This window comes from Mycobacterium sp. RTGN5 (genome assembly GCF_033804465.1).
Taxonomy (GTDB): Bacteria; Actinomycetota; Actinomycetes; order Mycobacteriales; family Mycobacteriaceae; genus Mycobacterium.
Genome location: NZ_JAPZLA010000001.1, coordinates 1,355,410 through 1,377,635 on the forward strand (window position 1 = coordinate 1,355,410; position 22,226 = coordinate 1,377,635).

The window sequence follows — 22,226 nt, forward strand, 5'->3', positions numbered from 1 at the left end:
CAGGTGAATTGCCCACCGGGGTCGGCGGTGTCTACCGTCCGTGCATGAATCGGCCCGTCCGGCTGGCACCGCAGTTTCCGACCCACGATCTGATCGTCGACGCGTTGCCGCGGACCCCGGAGACCGGTGGGATGGCGCGATTCCTGCCGATGCTGGGTCTGGGCGCCATGCTGGCCGTCGGTGCCTTGGTGTGGGGGTCGGGCATGGTCGCGCGCGGCCCGTCCGCGGTGGTCCTTCCGGTGATGATGCTCGTGTCGGCGGTGGGGATGGCGATGCAGGCGGGCTCCCGCCGGAGCGGCGGCGGTCTCGACCAGCAGCGCAGGCGCTATCTGACCGGCCTCGGCCGGCTCAGCGAGCAACTGCACGACGCCGCGCAACGTCAGCGTGCGTCGCTGCTGTGGGTACATCCGGCACCGTCGTCGTTGTGGACGCTGGCGCTTGGGCGGCGCATGTGGGAGCGCGGCAGCGTCGACTCGGATTTCTGCCACGTCCGCGTCGGTCTCGGCCGGCAGCGGCTGGCGCGCCGCATCGTGGTACCGCCGGTCGGGCCGGTCGACGAGCTGGACCCGGTGACCGCGGAGGCGTTGCGGCGCTTCGTCCATTGCCACGCGACACTCGATGATGCGCCTGTTGCGGTCGCGCTGCGCGGCCTGGGGGTGCTCGGGGTCGAGGGTGAGGCGACGGGCGCGCGCGCTCTCGTCCGTGCGATGGTCTGCCAGCTGGTCGTGCTGCACGGGCCGGACGTCATCGTCGTAGCGGCAGTGACCGCCGATGAACACACGCAGCACTGGGATTGGCTGAAATGGTTGCCGCACGAAGGTGATCCGCACGCCGACAACCGACGCCACGTGGTGCTGATCGTGGACGGCGTCGACCATCGCAGCCTCGCCAGGACAGGAGTGACCGTCATCGTTGTCGGGAACGACACCGACGCCAACACACTTCGACTGCACGTCAACGGTGACCGGCTTGCAGTGCGCAGTGGTGAGCACCTCGAGGAGCTCGGTGTCGCCGACGGTATGACGACCGCGCAGGCCAGGATCTGCGCCCGCCGCCTGGCCCGCCACCGAACGGCGGACATCGTGCCGGATGACCTGCAACGCTGGCTCACCACGCTGGACACGAATGAGCTTGCACCGCTGCGGGTTGCGCTCGGTACCTCGCCGGACGGTGCAGTGGTCAACCTCGATATCAAGGAGGCGGCCGAGGGTGGGCACGGCCCGCACGGATTGTGCATCGGCGCGACCGGGTCGGGGAAGTCGGAACTGCTGCGCACCGTCGTTGCGGGGATGATCGCCCGCCATTGTCCCGATGACCTCAACCTGGTGCTCATCGACTTCAAAGGCGGGGCAACCTTTCTTGGTCTGGAGGGCATGCCGCACGTCGCTGCCGTCGTCACCAACCTCGCGGACGAGGCACACCTGGTCGCGCGGGCCAAAGAGGCGCTCGGCGGCGAGATCCACCGTCGTCAAACGCTGCTGCGTCGCGCGCGCCATGCCGTCAATCTCGGTTCCTATCAACGCCATCGGCAGATCGATCCGACCCTTCCGGTTTTGCCGACATTGCTTGTCATCGTCGACGAGTTCGCCGAACTGCTGGCTCACCAGCCGGATTTCGCGGAACTGTTCACGATGATCGGGCGAGTCGGCCGGTCACTCGGTGTGCATCTGCTCCTGGCCAGCCAGCGGCTGGACGAGGGACGCCTTCGCGGCTTGGAGTCGCACCTGTCCTACCGCATCTGTCTGAAGACGGCGACCGCCGCGGAATCCCGCGCCGTGCTCGGCGTCGCGGATGCCGCCGAGCTTCCCGCCACTCCGGGAGCGGCGTTGCTTCGCACTGGAGACGGCCGTCTCACCCGCTTCCAGACCACCTATCTCGGAGCCCCGCTGCATGAGCGCGCCCCTGCGCCATCGAATCCGGCTGTGCGACTGTTCACCTCAGGAAATACCGCACCACTCACGATCGGCGATGGCACCGGTCCAAGCGCGTGGGACGTGATCGTCGGTCGATTCCGCGGCCAAGGCGGTCCGGCTCATCAGGTGTGGTTGCCACCGCTCATCCGGTCACCTGCTCTCTCGGAACTCGACGGTGGCGCCGGGGGAGAGCTGAGTGCTGTGATCGGCCTGGTTGATCTGCCGTTCGAGCAGCGACGGGCACCACTGGTCGTCGAGCTCGGCGGTGCGGGCGGCAACGTCGCGGTGGTGGGTGCGCCCCAGAGCGGGAAGTCCACTGCGGTACGCACCATGATCACCGCGCTGGCCGCGCGCCGTGATGCGCAGCGGATCCAGTTCTACTGCCTGGACTTTGGTGGCAGCACACTCGATGAGCTACGACGCCTGCCGCACGTGGGATCGGTGGCGAGTCGCAGGGAGAGGGAATTGGTGCGGCGGATCGTCGGCCATGTCGGCACGATCCTGTCCGCCCGAGAATCCCGCTGTGACGCCGACAGGTACGGCGAGGTGTTTCTGGTCGTCGACGGCTGGTCGACTCTGCGTGAGGAGTTCCCCGATCTCGAGGTGACGATCACCGGCCACGCCGCACGGGGCTTGTCGTTCGGTATCCACGTGATCATCACCGCGGGACGGTGGGCCGATATCCGGCCGGGTCTCAAGGATCAGATCGGCACCAGAATCGAACTGCGACTGGGTGATCCGATCGATTCCGACACGGACCGCAAGCAGGCTGCGCTGGTTCCGATCGACCGGCCAGGGCGGGGCATCACCCGCGACGGCCACCACTTCGCGATCGCGACGCCGGACGGTGTGGAGGTGGTCCGTGCGGGTCCGTGGTGTGCCCCGCCTGTTCGGTTGCTGCCTGCGTCGGTCGAGCACTCGGCTGTCGTCGACCAAGCCGGCGACGCCCCGAAGTGCATCCTGCTCGGCCTCGGCGAAGACCGCCTCGAACCGGTTGCCCTCGACTTCAGCCGACAGCAGCACCTGCTGATCCTCGGCGACCCCGAGTGCGGGAAGACCTCGACACTACGGGCGTTGTACGGCGAGATCGCGCGCGGTGCGATCACCCGGCCGGCGTCATTGTTCGTCATTGACTACCGTCGCGGCCTGCTCGGCGTCGCTGAATCGCCGCGCACAGTCGGCTACGCATTCTCACCAAGCAGTCTCGCTGGTCTATTGCCCGAGCTGATGTCGTTGTTGCAGAGCAGGTTACCTGCCGGGGACACCTCGATTGACGAGCTCAAGGCCAGGACGTGGTGGACCGGGCCGGAGGTTTTCGTCGTGGTCGACGACTACGACGTCGTGTCCGCGACATCACCGGACGCGCTGGGACCACTGCTCGCCCTACTGCCGCATGCCACCGATATCGGGCTGCACCTCATCGTGGCGCGCCGGTGCGCGGGATCCGCGCGGGCGATGTTCGAGCCACTTCTCGCGCACCTGCGCGACAGCGGCTGCGCCGGCCTGTTGATGAGCGGAAATCCCGAGGAGGGTGGGCTATTCGGCCCCCACCGCGCGACGGTCCAGCCGCCGGGGCGCGGACTGCTGGTGACCCGTTCGGCGGCGCAGCTGGTTCAGGTCGGCTGGTGCCCACCGTGATCAGTACGGTGCTGGAGATCGGCCCCGCCGCAGTGGTCCGTTCCCGCACAGACCGGCACACGTCGATCCCGGCGGAGATGGTCGCCGCGGCGCTGGCCGGCATCGACGACACGATCGTATTGTTGGACGAGCGGCCGGTTGCCGTGGTTGACCTGTGGCAGCGAGTGATCAGAGCGAACGTCGAAACCGACTGCGAATCACTGACCGTCGTGCACCCCACGTGGTGGCCGCGGCGTCGGGTGGACCGCGTCATCGACGCGGCGAGGACCGTCGCCGACGACGTTCGCGCACTGTCCCGATCGGCAGCTATTGCGGCCACGGAACCGGCCACCGTTGTCGAGATCGCCGACGACGTCATCGCGATCAGCGCCCCAGCGCGGCCGCCAGTGATACTGGCCCGCACAGACGACCCAGGTGACATCGCTGCGGCTCTCGAGACTGAAGCCGGCGCACCCGTGCTCATCGACGCACCGCCTGGAGTAGCAGGCGCGGCAGATTTTGCCCGCGGCGTGCTGGGGGCTCTGCGCCGACGCGGCGCGGTGGCGCGACTGGCCGGCGTCGGCGACGTGGCACCGGCGGCATCGAGGGTTGAGCCGCTACCGACGGCGACGCCGCGACGCCGGCTGGCTCCGGCACTTGCGGCGGCCTCGGTGACCTTGGTGCTCTGCGTAATTGGAGTCTCTGTAGCCAGAACTCACCCTCGGGCGCCGGTCCTCGACGCGGTCGATATCGTGGAAGGTCACGTCACCGTTCGAGTCCCGCCGCAGTGGGCGCTCACCCGGATCACCGCCGGACCCGGATCGCGGCGGATCCAAGCCAGCTCGCCCACCGAACCGAACATCGCTCTCCACATCACTCAGTCCCATTCTCCCGGTGAGACATTGGACCGGACGGCGGAGGTGCTGCGGCAGGCCATTACTGACGAGCCGCGCGGCGTATTTGTCGACTTCAACCCCGACGACCGGCGCGGCGGGCGACCCGCCGTCACCTACCGTGAGGTTCGGGTCGGTCGGGATATCAGCTGGGCGGTGGTGCTCGACGGTTCGACGCGGATCAGTGTCGGATGCCAGAGTGCCCCGGGCCGTGCGGACACCGTCGCCGCGGCGTGTGAGACGGCAATCGCGTCAGCCCGTGAATTGGTGGGAACCAATGCGGACTCGTGAACGTCAAATCTTTTGTCAGCGTGTATAACTCAACTGTAAGGACAGATTGTGACAACTCTGAGCGCCGACTTCGATCTCATGCGGACCGCCGCCGCGGCTGCCGACACCCGCAACGACGAGATCCGCGTTCTGTTGCAGGGCTTCATCACCCGAATGGAATCTGTGCCCCCCACGGTGTGGGGTGGGCTGGCGGCGGCGCGATTCAAGACCGTTGTCGCGCACTGGAACAACGAGTCGACCAGGCTATCCAACGCTCTGGCCGGGATCGCCGACACGATCCGGAACAACGAACACGAACTGCGTGAGGCGGCGCAGCTCCATGCGCAGCGCATCGCCGATGTGACCGCAGATCTCTAGCGAAGGAGCGCGACGTGGACCCCATCCTTTCCTACGATTTTGCCGAGATCGACGCGGCGGTACTCGCCGACATCCAGGGCACATCGACTCGGCTCGGCGCTGCACTCGATGACCTCAGCCGGCAGATCGCACCACTGCGGGAGGTGTGGACGGCCGATGCCGCGGCCGCATACCAAGCCGAGCAGGCGAGTTGGCAGCAAGCGGCCTCGGCGCTGCGCGACATCCTCGTGCGCTTGGGAGTGGCCGTGCGCGACGGAGCGGCCGACGTCGCCGATGCCGACCGTCGCGCCGCCGGAATGTGGGGCTGACCGCCCACCGAACTCTGTGCGGCCCAGCCGGAGGAGAGGCCGACAGGGCCGCACAGTCACTACCGCGCAGTGCCCAGCTGCGCGCGGCGCCCCGGCGTCATGGCAACCCCCACCATGATGTCGGGGCGGTCGCGTCGGTCCTCGACCGTCCTCCCGGTCTCGATGTAGGGCAACGAGCACGTCACCGCGCCCGATGTGGCGTAGCGTGACCGCATACGCGCTGGTCGGATTGATCGCGCGAGGAGTGTGATCGCCGATGGGCTCATCCAGAACACCGCGAACCGGGGCCGGCGGCCCGCGACCGTCGGCGTTGCTGCGCGCAGTCCACGAGCTCTTCGTCGCCGGTGAGGTCGACGGCTCCTACCTGGAATCCAGCTCGCTGCGGCCGATCGTGGCCAAGAGCTGGCAGCGCAGCCTTGCCAAGGGCGTCGACCCCGACGGTGCGGCGCAACCCTCGCCGGTGGGTGAGGAACTGGCCCGGCTGCGCGATGCGCACCCGCTGGCACCGGCATTGCCGGTCATTCGGCGATTACTTGTCGACGACGCGGCGGGCTCCGGGGTGGTGGTCGCGGTGACCGGCGCCGACGGAACCCTGCTGTGGGTGGAGGGCGACCGCAATGCCCGCCGCCGCGCGGAGGAGATGAACTTCGTGCCCGGCGCGGACTGGAGCGAACGCGGCGCGGGCACCAACGCGCCCGGAACCGCCCTGGCACTCGACGCCGAGCTGCAGATTCGCGGTTCTGAGCACTTCTCCCGGATGGTGCAGCCGTGGAGCTGCACGGCGGTCCCCGTGCACGACCCGACCACCGGTGCCCTGCTCGGCGCCCTCGACCTGACCGGCGGACCGCGGGTGGCCACCCCGCAGGCGCTGGCCCTGGTCCGCGCCACCGTCGCCGCCGTCGAAAGCCACTTGGCGCTGATGCGGTTGACCGGAGCGGCCGTCGAGACGGCGCCGCGGCGCCCGCGGCTGGCGGTCCTGGGGTCCGAACGACCGCGCTGGCTGGTCACCGACGAGTCCGGGCACCTGCGCGCGACCCCGCTGACCGGCCGGCACGCCGACATCCTGGTGTTGCTCAGCCGGCACCCCGAGGGCCTGAGCGCCGACCACTTGGCAATGCTGCTCGACGACAAGGACCTCGACGTGGTGACGGTGCGCGCCGAGATGTCGCGCCTGCGCAAGGTCGTGGGCGCGGAGGCCATCGACTCACGGCCCTACCGGCTGCTGATGCCGATCACCACTGACATCGGCGAGGTGGACGAGGCGCTCGACGCCGGCGATGTGATGGCTGCCCTGGACCGCTATCCGGGACCGCTTCTCCCGCAATCGATCTCACCGGCGGTTGGGCGGCTGCGTACCGAGATGACGATGACGTTGCGCGGCGCTGTCCTGGCCACCGGTGATCCGGTGGTGTTGCGCCGCTGGCTGAACAGCCCCGACGGACGCGACGATCGGGATGGCTGGCGAGCGCTGCATGACGGCACCCTGCCTGGCTCGGTGCAGCAGGCGCAGGCGCACGGCAGGCTCGCCGGACTGGACATCGACCTGGCCTGAGGCTCGCTCGGCGATATGCAACCGTGCTGCAACCCTGCACTGCCTACCTTCAGTGATAACCGACACAATTCGTCGTCTTGAACAGGTAGGAGAACGCCATGACTGTGTATGCGAGGCCCGGGGCGGAAGGCTCCGTGATGTCGTTTGCGGCCCGTTACGAGAATTTCATCGGTGGTGAGTGGGTCGCGCCGGTGGGGGGCCGGTATTTCGAGAACCCGACTCCGGTGACCGGTGAGGTGTTCTGCGAGGTGGCGCGCTCGACCGACGCCGACATCGAACTGGCGCTGGATGCCGCGCACGCCGCCGCGCCGGGGTGGGGGAAGACGTCCGCGGGTGACCGCGCGCTGATCCTGAACAGGATCGCTGATCGTATCGAGGCCAATCTTGAGTCGATCGCGCTGGCCGAGTCCTGGGATAACGGCAAGCCGATCCGGGAAACCCTCAATGCCGATATTCCGTTGGCAATAGACCACTTTCGCTACTTCGCCGCGGCGATCCGCGCCCAGGAAGGTGCGCTGAGCCAGATCGACGAGGACACCGTCGCTTATCACTTCCACGAGCCGTTGGGGGTGGTCGGCCAGATCATCCCGTGGAACTTCCCGATCCTGATGGCGGTCTGGAAGCTGGCACCCGCGCTGGCAGCCGGAAACGCGGTGGTGCTCAAGCCCGCCGAGCAAACCCCGGCATCAGTGCTGTACCTGATCTCGTTGATCGCCGATCTTCTGCCGGCTGGAGTTCTCAACGTGGTCAACGGGTTTGGCGTGGAAGCGGGCAAGCCGCTGGCGTCCTCGAACCGGATCGCCAAGATCGCCTTCACCGGCGAAACCACCACCGGCCGGCTGATCATGCAGTACGCCAGCCAGAACCTGATCCCGGTCACCCTCGAGCTCGGCGGCAAGAGCCCCAACATCTTCTTCTCCGATGTGATGGCCGCCAACGACGACTACCAGGACAAGGCGCTGGAGGGCTTCACGATGTTCGCCCTCAACCAGGGCGAGGTGTGCACCTGCCCGTCGCGGTCGCTGATCCAGGCCGATATCTACGACGAGTTCCTGGCCATGGCCGCGATCCGCACCAAGGCCGTCCGGCAGGGCGATCCGCTGGATACCGAGACCATGATCGGTGCGCAGGCGTCCAACGATCAGCTGGAAAAGATCCTGTCCTACATCGAGATCGGCAAGAGCGAAGGCGCGCAGATCGTGACCGGCGGTGAGCGCGCCGACCTGGGTGGGGATCTCAACGGCGGCTACTACGTGCAGCCGACGATCTTCACCGGCCACAACGCCATGCGGATCTTCCAGGAAGAGATCTTCGGACCCGTCGTCGCGGTCACCTCGTTCACCGACTACGCCGATGCCATCGAGATCGCCAACGACACCCTCTACGGACTGGGTGCGGGGGTGTGGAGCCGCGACGGCAACACCGCCTACCGCGCGGGCCGCGATATCAAGGCCGGCCGGGTGTGGACCAACTGCTATCACGCCTACCCCGCGCACGCGGCGTTCGGCGGCTACAAGCAATCCGGCATCGGCCGGGAAAACCACAAGATGATGCTCGACCACTACCAGCAGACCAAGAACCTGCTCGTCTCGTACTCCAACAAAGCTCAAGGATTCTTCTGAGTTTAAAAGACCTCCACCGCAACCATTTTCACGAAGGAAAACAACCATGACTCAGACACTTGGCGCCCCCGCCACATCCGCGACCACCGGCACCATGCGTGCCGCCGTCGTCACCGAATTCGGCGCGCCCCTCCAGGTCGAAGACGTCGACCTGCCCACCCCCGGCCACGGCGAAGTCTTGGTCAAGCTGGAGACCTCGGGGGTGTGCCACACCGATCTCCATGCCGCCCACGGCGATTGGCCCGTCAAGCCGAAGCCGCCGTTTATCCCCGGCCACGAGGGGTACGGCACCGTCATCGCCCTCGGCGAGGGGGTCACGGACCTGAAGCTCGGCGACAAGGTCGGCAACGCCTGGCTGTGGTCGGCGTGCGGCAGCTGCGAGTACTGCCGCACCGGCTGGGAGACGCTGTGCGAGAGCCAACAGAACGGCGGCTACAGCGTCAACGGCAGCTTCGGCACCTACATGCTGGTGAATGCGGCCTACGCCGCGCGGATTCCCGACGGCCTCGACCCGCTCGAAGTGGCACCGATCCTGTGCGCGGGCGTCACCGTCTACAAGGGTCTCAAGGTCACCGACACCCGGCCGGGCCAGTGGGTGGCGATCTCCGGCATCGGCGGCCTTGGCCACATCGCCGTGCAGTACGCCCGCGCGATGGGCCTTCGCGTGGTGGCCGTCGACATCGATGACGCCAAACTGGCTCTTGCCGCGCGGCTCGGTGCGGAGGTCACGGTCAACGCCAAGACCTCCGACGTCGTCGCGGAAGTGCAGAAGGCCACCGGCGGCGTGCACGGAGTGCTCGTCACCGCCGTGCATCCGCAAGCGTTCGGCCAGGCGATCGGACTGACCCGGCGTGGCGGGACCATCGTCTTCAATGGCCTTCCGCCCGGCGACTTCCCGGCACCGATCTTCGATATCGTGTTGAAGGGCTTGACGATTCGCGGCTCGATCGTCGGCACCCGCCAGGACATGGCCGAAGCGCTGGACTTCTACGCCCGTGGCCTGATCCATCCCACCGTGGAGGCGGCCAAGCTCGACGACATCAACGAGGTGTTCGGCCGCATGGAGCGCGGTCAGATCGACGGCCGCGTGGTCATCGACTACCGCTGAGTCCCCAGCTGCGCGCGCACGGCTTCGATGCCGACCAGACGGATGTCGTCGCGTCGGATCGTGGCCCACCGCCCCGGCGCCATCGCAAACCCCACCATGGTGTCGGGGCGGCCGCGTCGGTCCTCCACCGTCGTGCCCGTCTCGACATAGGGCAGCGAGCGGGTCACCCCCAGCGATGCGGCGTTGTCATGCCAGGCCCGGGTGACGGACAGGCCGGCGTCGAAGCCCGCGAAGATCAGGTGCAGTGCGGCCTGACGCAGCTCCTTACCGACGCCCCTGCCCTGATGCGCAAGACCCAGCCACGAGCCGGTGGTCAAGCTCCGGTTCTGCGGAAAGTGTTCTGCGTGAACCGAACACATGCCGACCACCGACCCGTCGACCAGGACAGCCAGGTCGAGATTCCAGCGCGCAGTCGACGTCTCGGCCCGGTTGCGCCAGTAGTACTGCAGGCTGTTGCGTTCCAACTCCGGTGAGGGCACATCGGTCCACGGCTCACTGAACGGCATCGTCGCCGGATCGTGAATCCCTTTGGCCGCCAGTGTGGCCAGCTGCGCACCCAGCTCGTCGCTGACATAGCGCAGCACGACCCGTGGTGTCACCACCTGCAGATCGAACAGCGGCCAGATGTCGTGGGCCATGACTGCGATCCGACCACAGGCGGTGTCGGCTCCGAAACCGATTTACGGCAAGATGCCAGGTGATGAGCACACCTAACGGACCGCAGTCGGTTTTCTGCGTCGGCTTCACCCGGGTCAGCGAGGCCGGTATCTCGCTGGATCAGCAGGTGCACCAGACGCTGGTCGACCACCGCGGCCTGGTCGAGATGCCGGCGTATGCGGTGATGGCCGAATCGGTCACCAGCGGCGCCTACTGGTACACGTTCGCCGAGCCGGTCGCCACCGTGCAGTCCTGGCTCGCGCTCACCGCCGGGGCCCGGCCGAAGGTGGGGGATCGGCTGCACGCCGTGTCGGCCATGGCTCACCACGACGACGCCCACGGCACCGCCACCATGACCATCACCTCCGGAACCCACGACGTCGTCTGCTCGGGAGTGGCCCGCGCCGTCCGAGTCGGCCGCAGCACCGAAGCGCTGCGGGCCCTGGACAAGGACGCCATCGCGACCCCGGTCGAGACGCTGCCCGCACCGCCCGACGTCGACACCACCATCTCGGACATCGACCCGGACTGGGATGGCCGGCGCATCCTGACCGCGATCAGCCGCGGCGATATCGCCCGCGGACCATTGTGCGAACTGCTGGCCATGACCGTCGAAATCGAGGGCGAGCCCGTCATGACGGTCGCCCCGCAGCCGTGGATGGCCAACCCGCTCGGTGCCATCCAGGGCGGGGTCATCGCGTCGCTCATCGGCCAGGCCTGCTCGCTGGCCGGGCAGGCCCACACCGGGCCCGGCGACCGCTACACCCTGGCTGACCTGTCCGTTTTCTACTTCCGGTCGCCCCCGGTCGACGGGCGGCCCCTCACGCTGGCCACCACCACCGAACGCGTCGGGCGCCGGATGGGAACGGTCGAGGCGACCATGACCGACGCCGCCGGCACCCGCTATGTCCGCGCCGTCGCCAACATCGCCTACGAGCGGGCAACGGCGTTTTGACCTGCCCGGATCGTCGCAGGTAAGCTGCCACGTTGGCGTGCGGTACGCCGCGGTTTCGCACCGCGGGGTAAGCCGGGTTCTCGGGTCAGTGTTGGTCGCCGAGAAGCAACCCCACCGTCGCGCTCCGACCGGCACCGGGGTCAGACCCGGGATCAACCCGAGAAGAAAAGCAGGTAGTTCTGTGCCTACGTACACGCCGAAGGCGGGTGACACCACGCGTTCGTGGTACGTCATCGACGCCACCGACGTGGTGCTCGGCCGGCTCGCCGTTGAAGCAGCGAAGTTGCTGCGCGGCAAGCACAAGCCGACATTCACGCCCAATGTCGATGGTGGCGATTTCGTCATCGTCATCAACGCTGAGAAGGTCGCCATCAGCGGCGACAAGCTCACCAAGAAGTTCCTCTACCGCCACTCGGGTTTCCCCGGTGGTCTGCGTGCCCGCGCCCTCGGCGACGAGCTCGTCAAGCATGCCGATCGTGTCGTCGAGAACGCGATCATCGGGATGCTCCCGCACAACAAGCTGAGCCGTCAGGTGCAGAAGAAGCTCAAGGTCTACACAGGCCCGGATCATCCGCACGCCGCGCAGCAGCCGGTTCCGTTCGAGATCAAGCAGGTGGCCCAGTGAGCGAAACGACAGAAAACACGACTGAGGTCGAGGTGACCGAGGTTGTCGAGACCCCCGACGCTCCTGAGGTGACCGAGACCCCCGAGGTCGTCGAGGCCCCTGAGGTCGCCGAGGTCGCTGAAGTCGCCGAGACCCCTGAGGTCGTCGAGGTCGTCGAGGTAGAGGTCGTTGCCGAGGCGCCCGTGCGTGAGCCGATCATCATGGACCGTGCCATCCAGACCGTCGGCCGCCGCAAGGAGGCTGTCGTGCGGGTCCGGCTGGTGCCGGGCACCGGCCAGTTCCACCTGGACGGGCGCTCCCTGGAGGCGTACTTCCCGAACAAGGTGCACCAGCAGCTGATCAAGGCTCCGCTGGTGATCGTGGACCGGGTGGATTCGTTCGACATCCACGCCCACCTCCACGGCGGCGGCCCCTCGGGCCAGGCCGGCGCGTTGCGTCTGGCCATCGCCCGCGCGCTGATCATCGTGCAGCCCGAGGATCGTCCGGCCCTGAAGAAGGCCGGCTTCCTCACGCGTGACCCGCGTGCCATCGAGCGCAAGAAGTACGGCCTCAAGAAGGCCCGCAAGGCGCCGCAGTACAGCAAGCGCTGATCTGCCGCGTTTACCAACGCAACGGCTCGCCGGGCGTCTTCCAGTTTCGACTGGAGGCGCCCGGCGATTCGTTTGTGGGCTGAGTCACAACACGAACGCCCTGGTCAGGGCGCCTGCCGCGATCCATTGTTAAGTTTCGGTTTGAGTACTCGGCCGTTCGGCAACGCTCCTTGAAGCCGGCGTTACGTCGGCTGCCCGAGGTAGGAGAGGGACCCTTCGGGGGGTCGGTGCCTTCCTTCGGGGCTGTGTGGTGAATACTCCCGCAGCTCTGTGACTCCCTGCCAATAACAGGAAGATTGAGGAGCGAATATGAACACGATGACAAAGATGGCCGCAGGTGCGGTTCTCGGCGGATCGATGCTCGTCGCGGGTGGTTTTGGTCTCGCGAACGCGGCCCCGGAAGCCCCGGTTGTGCCGCAGCCTGACGCACCCCAGCCGGCGACCGGCGAACAGCTCAACGTGGGGCTCACCGTCAACGGCCAGCAGGTCGGCACCATCCAGAATGTGTCGCTGAACAGCGCGCAGACCCTGGCCACGAGCGTCTGCCCGAGTGACGACCTGTCGGACAAGCTGCCGCAGCTCGCCACCAACGAGATCCAGACCGTTCCGGCCTGCACCGGCGCTTCCGGTGTGAGCTACACGTTCACCACGAACGCGTCGGGTAGCTCGAGCATCGCCCCCGCTCAGAGCAGCGGCATGTCCGGCAGCGGCTCGTCGAGCATCGGTGCGACCGCGACCTCCACCGCGCCGGCGGCGCCGGGGGCTCCCGCGGCGGCTGAGGGCCGCTAACCCTCGTTAGCTCACGCTGCCCGCGCCTAGACCTGGTGCGGGCAGCGTTTTGCTGTGCGGACGTCTCGGCGCAGCGACGGTTCGGTGGAGACACGGCCGATAACCTCATGGGTTGTGTCTTGAGCCCGCAGTTATGAGAGGTTTGTCCGCATGGGTCGACTGTTCGGGACCGACGGGGTCCGAGGCGTCGCCAACCGAGAACTGACCGCTGAGCTGGGTCTGGCGCTGGGGGCGGCCGCCGCTCGACGGCTCGCTGCGACACGGACCTCGGGGCGGGGCGTGGCGGTCATCGGCCGTGATCCGCGAGCCAGTGGTGAGATGCTCGAGGCCGCGGTGATCGCCGGTGTCACCAGCGAGGGAGTGGACGCAATGCGGGTCGGGGTGTTGCCCACCCCGGCGGTGGCCCACCTGACAGCGGCCTACGGCGCCGACTTCGGCGTGATGATCTCCGCCTCGCACAACGCCATGCCCGATAACGGCATCAAGATCTTCGGCCCCGGCGGACACAAACTCGACGACGACACCGAGGACCGCATCGAGGAACTCGTCGCCCAGGGGCCCGGTCTGCGCCCGGTCGGCGCCGAGATCGGCCGCGTCCTCGACGCGAACGACGCGCTGGAGCGCTACCTGCACCACGTTCGCGCCGCGGCCCCGATCCGGCTGGACGGCCTGACGGTCGTCGTCGACTGCGCCCACGGCGCCGCATTCCAAGCCGCACCCCGCGCCTACCACGCCGCGGGTGCGCGGGTGATCGCGATCAACGCCGAACCCGACGGCCTGAACATCAACCACGGCTGTGGCTCGACGCATCTGGACCAGGTGCAGGCCGCAGTGTTGGCCCACCAGGCCGATATCGGCTTGGCCCATGACGGGGATGCCGACCGCTGCCTGGCGGTCGATGCGGCCGGCCGCGTGATCGACGGCGACGCCATCATGGTGATCCTGGCCCTGGCCATGCGTGATGCCGGTGAGTTGGCCTCGGAGACGCTGGTGGCCACCGTGATGAGCAACCTCGGTCTGCATATCGCCATGCGTGATGCCGGTATCACCGTGCGTACCACCGGCGTTGGTGACCGCTATGTCCTGGAGGAGTTGCGGGCCGGCGAGTTCACCTTGGGTGGTGAACAGTCGGGCCACATCGTGATGCCCGCGCTGGGCACGACCGGCGACGGGATCGCCACCGGGCTACGGCTGATGGCCAGGATGGCGCAGACCCGCTTGTCGCTGGCCGAGCTGGCAGCGCCGATGCAGACCATGCCGCAGGTCCTGATCAACGTCGTGGTCGCCGACAAGGCGACGGTCGCCCAGGCGCCTGCGGTGCAGAGCGCGGTGCGGGAGGCCGAGGCCAAACTCGGGGATACCGGGCGAATTCTGTTGCGGCCGTCCGGAACCGAGCAGATGGTGCGCGTCATGGTGGAAGCCGCCGATGAGGACACCGCCCGGCAGCTGGCGGTCCGCATCGCCGAATCCGTCAGCGCCGAAGGCTGATTTCACACATCCTGGAACCAATCAGCGCGTCCGTGCGTCATAGACGGACATGGGTAACACACGCGTGGACACGGCGGCGGTGCGCGCTGCCGCGCAACGTTTCGACACCGCCGCCGACGTGCTCGGCGGCGCGGCACTGAGCCGATTGGAATTCGACGGCAGCGTGGCCGGTCGGGTGCACACGGCCCACGGCGACGCGTTGCGCTCGGCATTGGACCGGTTGGTGGCCGAGGTGACGCAGTGGTCACGCGCCGCCGAGGAGGTCGCCGCCGCACTGCGGGTCACCGCGGATCGCTACGGGGACGCCGAGCTGCGCGCGGCCGGCCGATGACGCTGGACGTCGCCGCCCGGCTGGCCGCGGGGCGTCCCTCGGTGTCCAACACGCAGGCCTACGTGTCGGCCTGCCATACCGTCGGCTACCAGCATCCGGACCTGACTGCACACGCGGCGCAGGTTATCGAATGGTACTGCGGCGAAGACGGTTTGGATCTGCACGCACTGGATGCCGACTGCGCGCTGCTGCGAGCCGCGGCGGTCGCAGCCGACGAGGCGCTCCGCGTGACGCATGACGGGGGTGCTGCGGTATCGGCTGCGTGGCAGGGCGAGTCAGGCTCGGTGGCAACCGATTTCATCGACCGGCATTGCGCGGCCGGGGCGGCGGTGGCCCGTGCCTTGCATGCGGCGGCCGATGCCTACGAGGCGTTGCGGGACGGCCTTGGCCGGCTGGTCGACGAGAAGGTTGGTGCGGCGGTGTCGATCGACGACCGGCGCGCCGGTGAGCGGCCGGTGTGGCTGGCGGCGGCGACCACGGTGTCGGGTGGGGGAGCGGGACGTGAGGAGGCCGTCGGGATTGTCACGCAGCAGATCACGCCCTATGTCGAGGCCGACATTCGCACCGGATGGCTCACCGAGATGCGCTCGGCGACGACATCGGTTGCGGCCGCCTACGAGAACGCGCTGCGAGAGTTGAATGCTGTTCCGGCAGCATATTTCGACATCCCCGGTGCGTTCGGCGGCCCGTCGGTCCCGCCGCCGGATGCGGTACCGGCCGCAGCGCAGACGGTGCCCGCCGCGGCGTTGCCCGCCGTCGCGCCCGCGTCGTTCTCACCCACACCGTTCGGTGAACCCGCGCTCGATCCCGTGCCAGCCCCGGCGTCACCGATGCCGGAAACCACGGTAGACCAACCACTTCCGCCTGCACCGCTAGCTGAGTCGCCGGCCGGCCTCGGCGCCGCCGCGCCGCCCGCCGGTCTGCCCACCATGCCCGATGCCGGCGGTGGCATGTCCGGCCTGGTGGGTCAGCTCGCCGATGCGCTGGGCGCGCTGTTCGACGGAGTGCCGGACAGTGCCGCCGCCGATGACCTGCCGGAACTCGACGACCCCGTCGAGCAGGACGACGACGAGGACGAGCCCGACGACGTCATTGAGAAAGACGCCGAAGATGCTGTGCCCGAAGATGTTCCGACGATAGAGGAGACCGCCGACGAGGGCCAGCCGGCGGAGGAGCCCGCCACCCCCGATGCGGAACCTGTCGACGCCATGCCGGCTCCACCGCCGCCGGAGCCGCCACCGGCCGACCCACCCCCGCAACCTGACGAGCAAACTCCGTGTGAGATCGCCGCCGACGAACTCGCGCAGGTCGGTCAATGACCGCCGACCGCGACAGGCCCGTCGTGCCCGCGTCGCAACGCCGCGTCCTGCGTCCGGCCGACGAGCAACGCGCCGCGCGCCCACCGGTGATCAGGGCAGCAGCTGCTGCAATTCCTCGACCCAGCTGATGTATTCGGCTGCGTCGGTGGTGGTCGGGGTGGCCAGCAGCGTGGTGACTCCGGCCTCGGCGAATGCGGCGATGCGCTCCTTGACGAACCCGCGCGGGCCAATCAGGTTCACCGCGCGCACCAACTCATCGGGTACCGCGGCGATCGCCTCGGCTTTACGGCCGGACAGGAACAGGTCCTGGATGTGGTCGGCCACCTCGCCGTACCCGTACCGGGTGGCCAGCTTGTGGTAGAAGTTCTGGCCCCTGGCGCCCATGCCGCCGATGTAGAGCGCCAAATGCGGTTTGGCCCAATTCAGTCGCTCCTCGACATCGTCACCGATGGCCAGTGACACACCGACCATCACGTCGAGGTCGCCGAGTTGACTGTCGCGCTTGGCTTTTCCGGCCCGCAGTGCGTCACCCCAGACGGCATCGGCCTTCTCCGGGTAGAAGAAAACCGGCTGCCACCCCTCGGCGATCTCGGCGGTCAGCTCGACGTTCTTGGGCCCCAGTGCGGCGATGGTGATCGGAATGCGTTCGCGCACCGGATGATTGATGAGTTGCAGTGGCTTACCCAGGCCGGTGCCCTGGTCGGCCGGCAGCGGGATCTGGTAGCTGCGGCCCTGATGCTGCACACGTTCGCGGCGCCAAACCTGGCGACAGATGTCGACGACCTCGCGGGTGCGGCCGAGCGGGGCGTCGAACGGCACCCCATGGAAACCCTCCACCACCTGCGGGCCGGACGTGCCGATGCCGAGCCGAAAGCGGCCGTCGGACACGAAGTCCAGGCCGGCGGCCGTCATCGCGAGCAGCGACGGGGTCCTGGTGTAGATGGGGAAGACGCCGGAGCCCAGCTCGATCGTCGACGTCCGGGCCGCCAGGTAACCCAGCTGGCTGACGGCGTCGTAGGAGTAGGCCTCGGCGACCAGGGTGATGTCCACCCCGGCCTTCTCCAACACCACGATGTGCTCGACGGCCTCGCGGAAGCCGCCCGAATAGTCCAGAAAGATTCCGGTACGCATCAGCACGTTATATCACCAACCAGTTGGTTGGCCGCCCGTCGGGTTACTTCAGCAGCGCGACGATCTGCTCTTCGGTGGTCACCGGCGGCGCCTCGGGATCGAGTGGCTCGGTCTTGGGCAGCAGGGCCTCGGGATCGGCGAACTCCCGGTAGTCCTTGTCGCCGGTCAGGTGAAACAGCAGGAAACCGGTCAGCAATGCACGCGCCGTCTTCTGCGTGCGCCGATCCGAACCGGGCAGGCCCAACGCCCCGGCAAAGCGCCGCTTCTCGGCCAGCCCGGCGGACTCCGCCTTGCTGACGATGTGCAGCACCGATCCCTTCCAAGCGCCGGCCAGGTCCAGGGCATCGGTGCGCAGCGAGTGCGGATCGTCGGGCGCACTGAGTACCAGGCCAGGCACCTTCAGCGCCGCCGCGGGCTGGTGAGCAGGCGGTTTGGTCACCGACGGGAACAGCGCCGCGACGGCCTTGGGTGCGGTGGCACCCGCACCAGACAGGCCCGCGGCGGCGAACACCGCGGCAGAACCGCCGAAGCCGTGCCCGGCCACGCCCAGTTTGGTGGGGTGCACGCTGATCTGGCCGGGGCCCAGCCGCACCCCGGTGATGATGTCGAGGGTGGTGCCCAGGTCGACCGCCAGGTTCAGCACCGACGGGGCCAGGCCACGTTCGGTGTCCGGGGCGGCCGCGACGATGCCCCACGAGGCGAGATGCTCGAGCGTTTTCACGTAGTGATCGACGTCTGTGAGCCAATCGTGGCCGAAGGCCACCCCGGGCAGATTGAAGCCCGACGCCGGGGTGTAGACGATGCCGGGGAGCCCGGCAAAGGCCAGGTCACCGCGTAGAACCTGATGCCGACCGCGGCGAGTCAGTGCCGCGAAGAGCTTGCGAGTCCGGGCCACCCCACGAACCTAGTCCACCGGGTCGAGCCTGCAACTGCACTACCCTGGTTCAGATGTGCGGAATCGTGGCTTACGTCGGCCATCGTCGCGCCCAAGGTGTGGTTGTGGACGCACTGCGCCGGATGGAGTACCGCGGCTACGACTCCTCCGGTATTGCTCTGCTGGACGGAGAGGGCGGCCTGACTGTGCGTCGCCGCGCCGGCCGGCTGACGAACCTCGAGCAGGCACTCGCCGAGACGGATCAGGCCGCGCTGACCGGCGTCGCGGGCATGGGCCACACCCGCTGGGCCACCCATGGCCGGCCCACCGACCGCAACGCTCACCCGCATCGCGATGCGGCGGGCAAATTCGCCGTCGTGCATAACGGCATCATCGAAAACTTCGCCATCCTGCGCCAGGAACTCGAGGGCGAGGGTGTCGAGTTCGCCAGCGATACCGACTCCGAGGTCGCCGTCCACCTGGTCGCCCTCGCCTACCGGCAGGGCCCGACCGCCGGCGATTTCGAGGCGTCGGTGCTGGCGGTGCTGCGCCGCCTGGAGGGGCACTTCACCCTGGTGTTCACCCACGCCGACGACCCCGGCACCATCATCGCCGCCCGGCGGTCCACCCCGTTGGTCGTCGGAATCGGCGACGGCGAGATGTTCCTGGGCTCCGACGTCGCGGCCTTCATCGAATTCACCAGGGACGCCGTCGAACTGGGTCAGGACCAGGCGGTGGTCATCACCACCGACGGCTACCGGATCACCGACTTCAACGGTGTCGATGCGACCGCGAGTGCTCGGGAATTTCGTATCGACTGGGACCTGTCGGCCGCCGAAAAGGGCGGTTACGAGTACTTCATGCTCAAGGAGATCGCCGAGCAGCCGCAGGCAGTGGCCGACACCCTGTTGGGCCACTTCGTCGACGGCCGGATCGTGCTCGACGAACAGCGGTTGAGCGACCAGGAACTGCGCGAGATCGACAAGGTCTTCATCGTCGCCTGTGGCACCGCGTTCCACTCGGGGTTGTTGGCCAAGTATGCGATCGAGCACTGGACCCGGCTGCCGGTGGAGGTCGAGCTGGCCAGCGAGTTCCGCTACCGCGACCCGGTGCTGGACCGCGGCACCCTGGTGATCGCGATCTCCCAGTCCGGCGAGACCGCCGACACACTCGAAGCCGTTCGGCACGCCAAGAGCCAGAAGGCCAAGGTGCTGGCGATCTGCAACACCAACGGCAGCCAGATCCCGCGCGAGGCCGACGCGGTGCTCTACACCCGCGCCGGACCCGAGATCGGGGTGGCCGCCACCAAGACCTTCCTGGCCCAGGTCGCCGCCAACTATCTGGTCGGCCTGGCGCTGGCTCAGGCCCGTGGCACCAAGTACCCCGACGAGGTCAAGCGGGAATTCGACGAGTTGGAGGCGATGCCCGACCTCATCGCCCGGGTACTGAACTGTATGGAACCCATCACCGAGCTGGCGCAGCAATTCGCGTCGTCGCCGACGGTGCTGTTCCTGGGCCGCCACGTCGGCTACCCGGTGGCGCTCGAGGGTGCGCTCAAGCTCAAGGAACTGGCCTACATGCATGCCGAAGGCTTCGCCGCCGGCGAGCTCAAGCACGGTCCGATCGCGCTGATCGAAGAAGGCCTGCCCGTCATCGTGGTGATGCCGTCGCCGAAGAATGCCGCGACCCTGCACGCCAAACTGCTGAGCAACATCCGCGAGATTCAGGCCCGCGGGGCGGTCACCATCGTGATCGCCGAGGAGGGCGACGACACGGTGCGCCCCTACGCCGATCACATCTTCGAATTACCTGCGGTGTCAACGCTTTTCCAGCCGCTGCTGTCGACGGTCCCGTTGCAGGTGTTCGCCGCTGCGGTGGCCCGGGCTCGCGGCTACGACGTCGACAAGCCGCGCAACCTGGCCAAATCCGTCACGGTCGAGTGACGGGCGTCTGTTGGTATAGCGCGAGCCGCCACCTGCCGTCGACGCGCTGATACACCGACGACATGGCACCGACGAATGGCTCGTCGGCACCGTCGCGCTCGGCCGTGCCGATGTACACCAGAGCCGCCGCGTCGGGCCCTACCGGGATGACCCTGGGTTCGGACAAGTCGAATCGCTTCCACGGCGGAGACTGTCCGAGCGCGGCGGTCACCGCCGCCTTGTCCATCACCGCACCGTTGGCCAGCACCATCACCGCGTCGTCGGTCATCACGTCGCCGTAGAAGCGGTCACCGGCGCACTCGCACAGCGACTGCCACCCCTCGTGTTCGATCGTCAGTAGTTCCCCGAGCAATTGTGAATCTGTCATGCCGTGCGAATACCCTGTCGGACTTGGCCGCTATCGCCCGCCCAGCACGTAGCCTTGGTGCCGATGCGGCACTACTACACCGCGGACGCGATTCGCGCCGCCGAGGCGCCTTTGCTGGCCGGCCTGCCCGATGGTGTTCTGATGCGTCGTGCCGCCTACGGCCTGGCCACCGCCATCGCCGCGGAGTTGCGCGACCGCACCGGTGCGTTGGCGGGCCGCCACGTGTGCGCGGTCGTCGGGTCGGGTGACAACGGCGGTGACGCGCTGTGGGCGGCGACGCTCCTGCGCCGCCGGGGTGTGGCGGCGACCGCGGTGTTGCTGAACCCCGAACGGACCCATGCCAAGGCGCTGGCGGCGTTTCGTGGCGCGGGCGGCCGGGTGGTTCCCGCGGTGCCGCCGTCGACGGATCTGGTGCTCGACGGAGTCGTCGGCATCTCGGGGAAGGGCCCGCTGCGCGAGTCGGCCGCCGAGGTATTCGCCGCCGCCGAGCACGCCGCGATCCCGGTGGTGGCCGTCGACATTCCCAGCGGCATCGACGTGCAGACGGGTGCGATCACCGGACCCGCCGTTCACGCCGCGCTCACCGTGACCTTCGGTGGGCTCAAACCCGTTCACGCCCTGGCCGACTGTGGCCGCGTCGAACTCGTCGACATCGGGCTGGACCTGCCGGCCACCGATCTGCTGAGTTTTGAAGCGGCCGACGTCAAGGCCCGCTGGCCGGTGCCCGGCGTGCACGACGACAAGTACAGCCAGGGCGTCACCGGCATCATGGCCGGCTCGTCCACCTATCCCGGCGCCGCGATCCTGTGCACCGGGGCCGCGGTGGCCACGACCTCGGGCATGAAGCGCTATGCCGGGTCCGCTGCGGCCGAGGTGGTGTCCCATTGGCCCGAGGTGGTGGCCGCGCCGAACCCACATGCCGCAGGCCGGGTGCAGGCCTGGGTCGTCGGACCCGGGCTGGGCACGGACGAAAAAGCCTTTGGTGCTTTAACTTTCGCGCTCAGCACCCCTCTTCCTGTGGTCGTGGATGCCGACGCCCTGACCCTGTTGGCCGCCCAGCCGGACCTGGTGGCGGGGCGCAAGGCCCCGACGGTGCTGACGCCGCACGCCGGTGAGTTCGCTCGGCTCGCCGGTGCCCCGCCGGGGGAGGATCGGGTGGCCGCGACCCGCAGGCTTGCCGACGCGTTCGGCGCCACCGTGCTGCTCAAGGGAAATGTTACGGTGATCGCCGATCCCACCGGAGGGGTGTACCTGAATCAGGCCGGCGGGTCATGGGCGGCGACCGCTGGATCCGGTGATGTGCTGTCCGGCATGATCGGTGCGCTGCTGGCCTCTGGCCTGCCGCCGATCGAGGCGGCCGCCGCGGCGGCGTTCGTGCACGCCCGCGCCGCTGAGGCCTCCGCCGCCGACCCCGGCCCGAGGCCGGTGCCCACATCGGCGTCGCGCATCCTCGCCCACATTCGTCAAGCCATCGCAGAACCGTAGAAAGGACCCTT

The 22,226-nt window shown here is 68.2% G+C and carries 21 protein-coding genes; 16 read left to right on the forward strand and 5 right to left on the reverse strand.

The window, feature by feature from the left end; translation table 11 throughout:
* The first annotated feature begins 44 nt into the window (after positions 1-44).
* The 4 genes from eccCb to SLQ31_RS06675 are packed head-to-tail and all read left to right on the forward strand — an operon-like array spanning position 45 to position 5,379.
* Positions 45-3,551: a type VII secretion protein EccCb gene (gene eccCb, locus SLQ31_RS06660; protein ID WP_319430828.1), complete on the forward strand. Its 3,507-nt coding sequence runs from the start codon at positions 45-47 to the stop codon at positions 3,549-3,551.
* On the forward strand, positions 3,539-4,714 hold the full coding sequence (locus tag SLQ31_RS06665) for a type VII secretion-associated protein (RefSeq protein WP_319430830.1): 1,176 nt from the start codon (positions 3,539-3,541) through the stop codon (positions 4,712-4,714). The genes eccCb and SLQ31_RS06665 overlap by 13 nt, the downstream gene beginning before the upstream one ends.
* 48 nt (positions 4,715-4,762) lie before the next feature.
* Complete coding sequence (locus SLQ31_RS06670) at positions 4,763-5,071, forward strand: WXG100 family type VII secretion target (protein WP_174397132.1); 309 nt, start codon at positions 4,763-4,765, stop codon at positions 5,069-5,071.
* 14 nt (positions 5,072-5,085) lie between these two features.
* Positions 5,086-5,379: a WXG100 family type VII secretion target gene (locus tag SLQ31_RS06675; protein WP_319430834.1), complete on the forward strand. Its 294-nt coding sequence runs from the start codon at positions 5,086-5,088 to the stop codon at positions 5,377-5,379.
* 59 nt (positions 5,380-5,438) lie between these two features.
* Here SLQ31_RS06675 and SLQ31_RS06680 read toward each other — a convergent pair whose 3' ends face one another.
* Positions 5,439-5,594 carry a hypothetical protein gene (locus SLQ31_RS06680; protein WP_319430836.1) on the reverse strand — a complete coding sequence of 52 codons (156 nt, stop codon included), beginning with the start codon at positions 5,592-5,594 and terminating at the stop codon, positions 5,439-5,441.
* 41 nt (positions 5,595-5,635) lie between these two features.
* Between SLQ31_RS06680 and SLQ31_RS06685 the strand changes: the two genes are divergently transcribed.
* The 3 genes from SLQ31_RS06685 (at position 5,636) to adhP (ending at position 9,661) form a co-directional block, all read left to right on the forward strand.
* Positions 5,636-6,931 (forward strand): helix-turn-helix domain-containing protein, encoded by a 1,296-nt coding sequence (locus SLQ31_RS06685; protein WP_319430838.1) that lies wholly within the window; start codon positions 5,636-5,638, stop codon positions 6,929-6,931.
* Between the two features lie 98 nt (positions 6,932-7,029).
* Positions 7,030-8,553: an aldehyde dehydrogenase gene (gene adh, locus SLQ31_RS06690; protein WP_319430840.1), complete on the forward strand. Its 1,524-nt coding sequence runs from the start codon at positions 7,030-7,032 to the stop codon at positions 8,551-8,553.
* 46 nt (positions 8,554-8,599) lie between these two features.
* Positions 8,600-9,661, forward strand: coding sequence for an alcohol dehydrogenase AdhP (gene adhP / locus SLQ31_RS06695; RefSeq protein ID WP_319430842.1), 1,062 nt, complete (start codon positions 8,600-8,602; stop codon positions 9,659-9,661).
* On the opposite strand, the gene SLQ31_RS06700 is transcribed toward adhP, so the two are convergent.
* Entirely contained in the window at positions 9,652-10,299 is a 648-nt protein-coding gene (locus SLQ31_RS06700; protein ID WP_319430844.1) for a GNAT family protein, read from the reverse strand. The genes adhP and SLQ31_RS06700 overlap by 10 nt on opposite strands.
* Before the next feature lie 62 nt (positions 10,300-10,361).
* Between SLQ31_RS06700 and SLQ31_RS06705 the strand changes: the two genes are divergently transcribed.
* From SLQ31_RS06705 to SLQ31_RS06735, 7 genes are all read left to right on the forward strand, one after another.
* Positions 10,362-11,273 carry a PaaI family thioesterase gene (locus tag SLQ31_RS06705; protein WP_319430846.1) on the forward strand — a complete coding sequence of 304 codons (912 nt, stop codon included), beginning with the start codon at positions 10,362-10,364 and terminating at the stop codon, positions 11,271-11,273.
* Positions 11,274-11,454: 181 nt separating this feature from the next.
* A complete protein-coding gene (gene rplM / locus SLQ31_RS06710) occupies positions 11,455-11,898 on the forward strand; it encodes a 50S ribosomal protein L13 (RefSeq protein ID WP_319430848.1) in 444 nt (147 codons plus the stop codon).
* A 182-nt stretch (positions 11,899-12,080) separates the two neighbouring features.
* Positions 12,081-12,488, forward strand: a complete 408-nt coding sequence (gene rpsI / locus SLQ31_RS06715) for a 30S ribosomal protein S9 (protein WP_319432896.1) — start codon at positions 12,081-12,083, stop codon at positions 12,486-12,488.
* 309 nt (positions 12,489-12,797) lie between these two features.
* Complete coding sequence (locus tag SLQ31_RS06720; protein ID WP_319430850.1) at positions 12,798-13,277, forward strand: hypothetical protein; 480 nt, start codon at positions 12,798-12,800, stop codon at positions 13,275-13,277.
* 150 nt (positions 13,278-13,427) lie between these two features.
* Positions 13,428-14,765, forward strand: a complete 1,338-nt coding sequence (gene glmM, locus SLQ31_RS06725) for a phosphoglucosamine mutase (protein WP_319430852.1) — start codon at positions 13,428-13,430, stop codon at positions 14,763-14,765.
* A gap of 49 nt (positions 14,766-14,814) precedes the next feature.
* The gene (locus SLQ31_RS06730; protein ID WP_319430854.1) at positions 14,815-15,096 is read left to right on the forward strand and encodes a type VII secretion target; all 282 of its coding nucleotides are present in this window, start codon (positions 14,815-14,817) and stop codon (positions 15,094-15,096) included.
* Positions 15,093-16,415, forward strand: coding sequence for a hypothetical protein (locus SLQ31_RS06735; RefSeq protein WP_319430856.1), 1,323 nt, complete (start codon positions 15,093-15,095; stop codon positions 16,413-16,415). The genes SLQ31_RS06730 and SLQ31_RS06735 overlap by 4 nt, the downstream gene beginning before the upstream one ends.
* 90 nt (positions 16,416-16,505) lie before the next feature.
* Here the strand turns inward: SLQ31_RS06735 and SLQ31_RS06740 are convergent, their stop codons facing one another.
* Together SLQ31_RS06740 and SLQ31_RS06745 are read right to left on the reverse strand one after the other, a co-directional pair.
* Complete coding sequence (locus SLQ31_RS06740) at positions 16,506-17,546, reverse strand: LLM class F420-dependent oxidoreductase (RefSeq protein WP_319430857.1); 1,041 nt, start codon at positions 17,544-17,546, stop codon at positions 16,506-16,508.
* Between the two features lie 43 nt (positions 17,547-17,589).
* Positions 17,590-18,441 carry a hypothetical protein gene (locus SLQ31_RS06745; RefSeq protein WP_319430859.1) on the reverse strand — a complete coding sequence of 284 codons (852 nt, stop codon included), beginning with the start codon at positions 18,439-18,441 and terminating at the stop codon, positions 17,590-17,592.
* A gap of 53 nt (positions 18,442-18,494) precedes the next feature.
* Here SLQ31_RS06745 and glmS point away from each other — a divergent pair, with 53 nt between their 5' ends.
* Complete coding sequence (gene glmS, locus SLQ31_RS06750; protein ID WP_319430861.1) at positions 18,495-20,363, forward strand: glutamine--fructose-6-phosphate transaminase (isomerizing); 1,869 nt, start codon at positions 18,495-18,497, stop codon at positions 20,361-20,363.
* On the opposite strand, the gene SLQ31_RS06755 is transcribed toward glmS, so the two are convergent.
* A complete protein-coding gene (locus tag SLQ31_RS06755) occupies positions 20,350-20,730 on the reverse strand; it encodes a nuclear transport factor 2 family protein (RefSeq protein WP_319430863.1) in 381 nt (126 codons plus the stop codon). The genes glmS and SLQ31_RS06755 overlap by 14 nt on opposite strands.
* Before the next feature lie 63 nt (positions 20,731-20,793).
* On the opposite strand from SLQ31_RS06755, the gene SLQ31_RS06760 reads away from it, so the two are divergent.
* Complete coding sequence (locus tag SLQ31_RS06760; protein WP_319430865.1) at positions 20,794-22,215, forward strand: NAD(P)H-hydrate dehydratase; 1,422 nt, start codon at positions 20,794-20,796, stop codon at positions 22,213-22,215.
* Positions 22,216-22,226: the final 11 nt, after the last annotated feature.

Excerpts from the sequence above, each read along its gene's own strand:
- SLQ31_RS06700 (WP_319430844.1), bottom strand. The coding sequence starts at position 10,299 with ATGGCCCACGACATCTGGCCGCTGTTCGATCTGCAGGTGGTGACACCA.
- SLQ31_RS06680 (WP_319430836.1), bottom strand. The coding sequence starts at position 5,594 with ATGCGGTCACGCTACGCCACATCGGGCGCGGTGACGTGCTCGTTGCCC.
- SLQ31_RS06755 (WP_319430863.1), bottom strand. The coding sequence starts at position 20,730 with ATGACAGATTCACAATTGCTCGGGGAACTACTGACGATCGAACACGAG.
- SLQ31_RS06685 (WP_319430838.1), top strand. The coding sequence starts at position 5,636 with ATGGGCTCATCCAGAACACCGCGAACCGGGGCCGGCGGCCCGCGACCG.
- adhP (WP_319430842.1), top strand. The coding sequence starts at position 8,600 with ATGACTCAGACACTTGGCGCCCCCGCCACATCCGCGACCACCGGCACC.
- SLQ31_RS06705 (WP_319430846.1), top strand. The coding sequence starts at position 10,362 with ATGAGCACACCTAACGGACCGCAGTCGGTTTTCTGCGTCGGCTTCACC.
- SLQ31_RS06740 (WP_319430857.1), bottom strand. The coding sequence starts at position 17,546 with ATGCGTACCGGAATCTTTCTGGACTATTCGGGCGGCTTCCGCGAGGCC.
- SLQ31_RS06730 (WP_319430854.1), top strand. The coding sequence starts at position 14,815 with ATGGGTAACACACGCGTGGACACGGCGGCGGTGCGCGCTGCCGCGCAA.
- glmM (WP_319430852.1), top strand. The coding sequence starts at position 13,428 with ATGGGTCGACTGTTCGGGACCGACGGGGTCCGAGGCGTCGCCAACCGA.
- eccCb (WP_319430828.1), top strand. The coding sequence starts at position 45 with ATGAATCGGCCCGTCCGGCTGGCACCGCAGTTTCCGACCCACGATCTG.
- adh (WP_319430840.1), top strand. The coding sequence starts at position 7,030 with ATGACTGTGTATGCGAGGCCCGGGGCGGAAGGCTCCGTGATGTCGTTT.
- SLQ31_RS06735 (WP_319430856.1), top strand. The coding sequence starts at position 15,093 with ATGACGCTGGACGTCGCCGCCCGGCTGGCCGCGGGGCGTCCCTCGGTG.
- SLQ31_RS06720 (WP_319430850.1), top strand. The coding sequence starts at position 12,798 with ATGAACACGATGACAAAGATGGCCGCAGGTGCGGTTCTCGGCGGATCG.
- SLQ31_RS06760 (WP_319430865.1), top strand. The coding sequence starts at position 20,794 with ATGCGGCACTACTACACCGCGGACGCGATTCGCGCCGCCGAGGCGCCT.
- glmS (WP_319430861.1), top strand. The coding sequence starts at position 18,495 with ATGTGCGGAATCGTGGCTTACGTCGGCCATCGTCGCGCCCAAGGTGTG.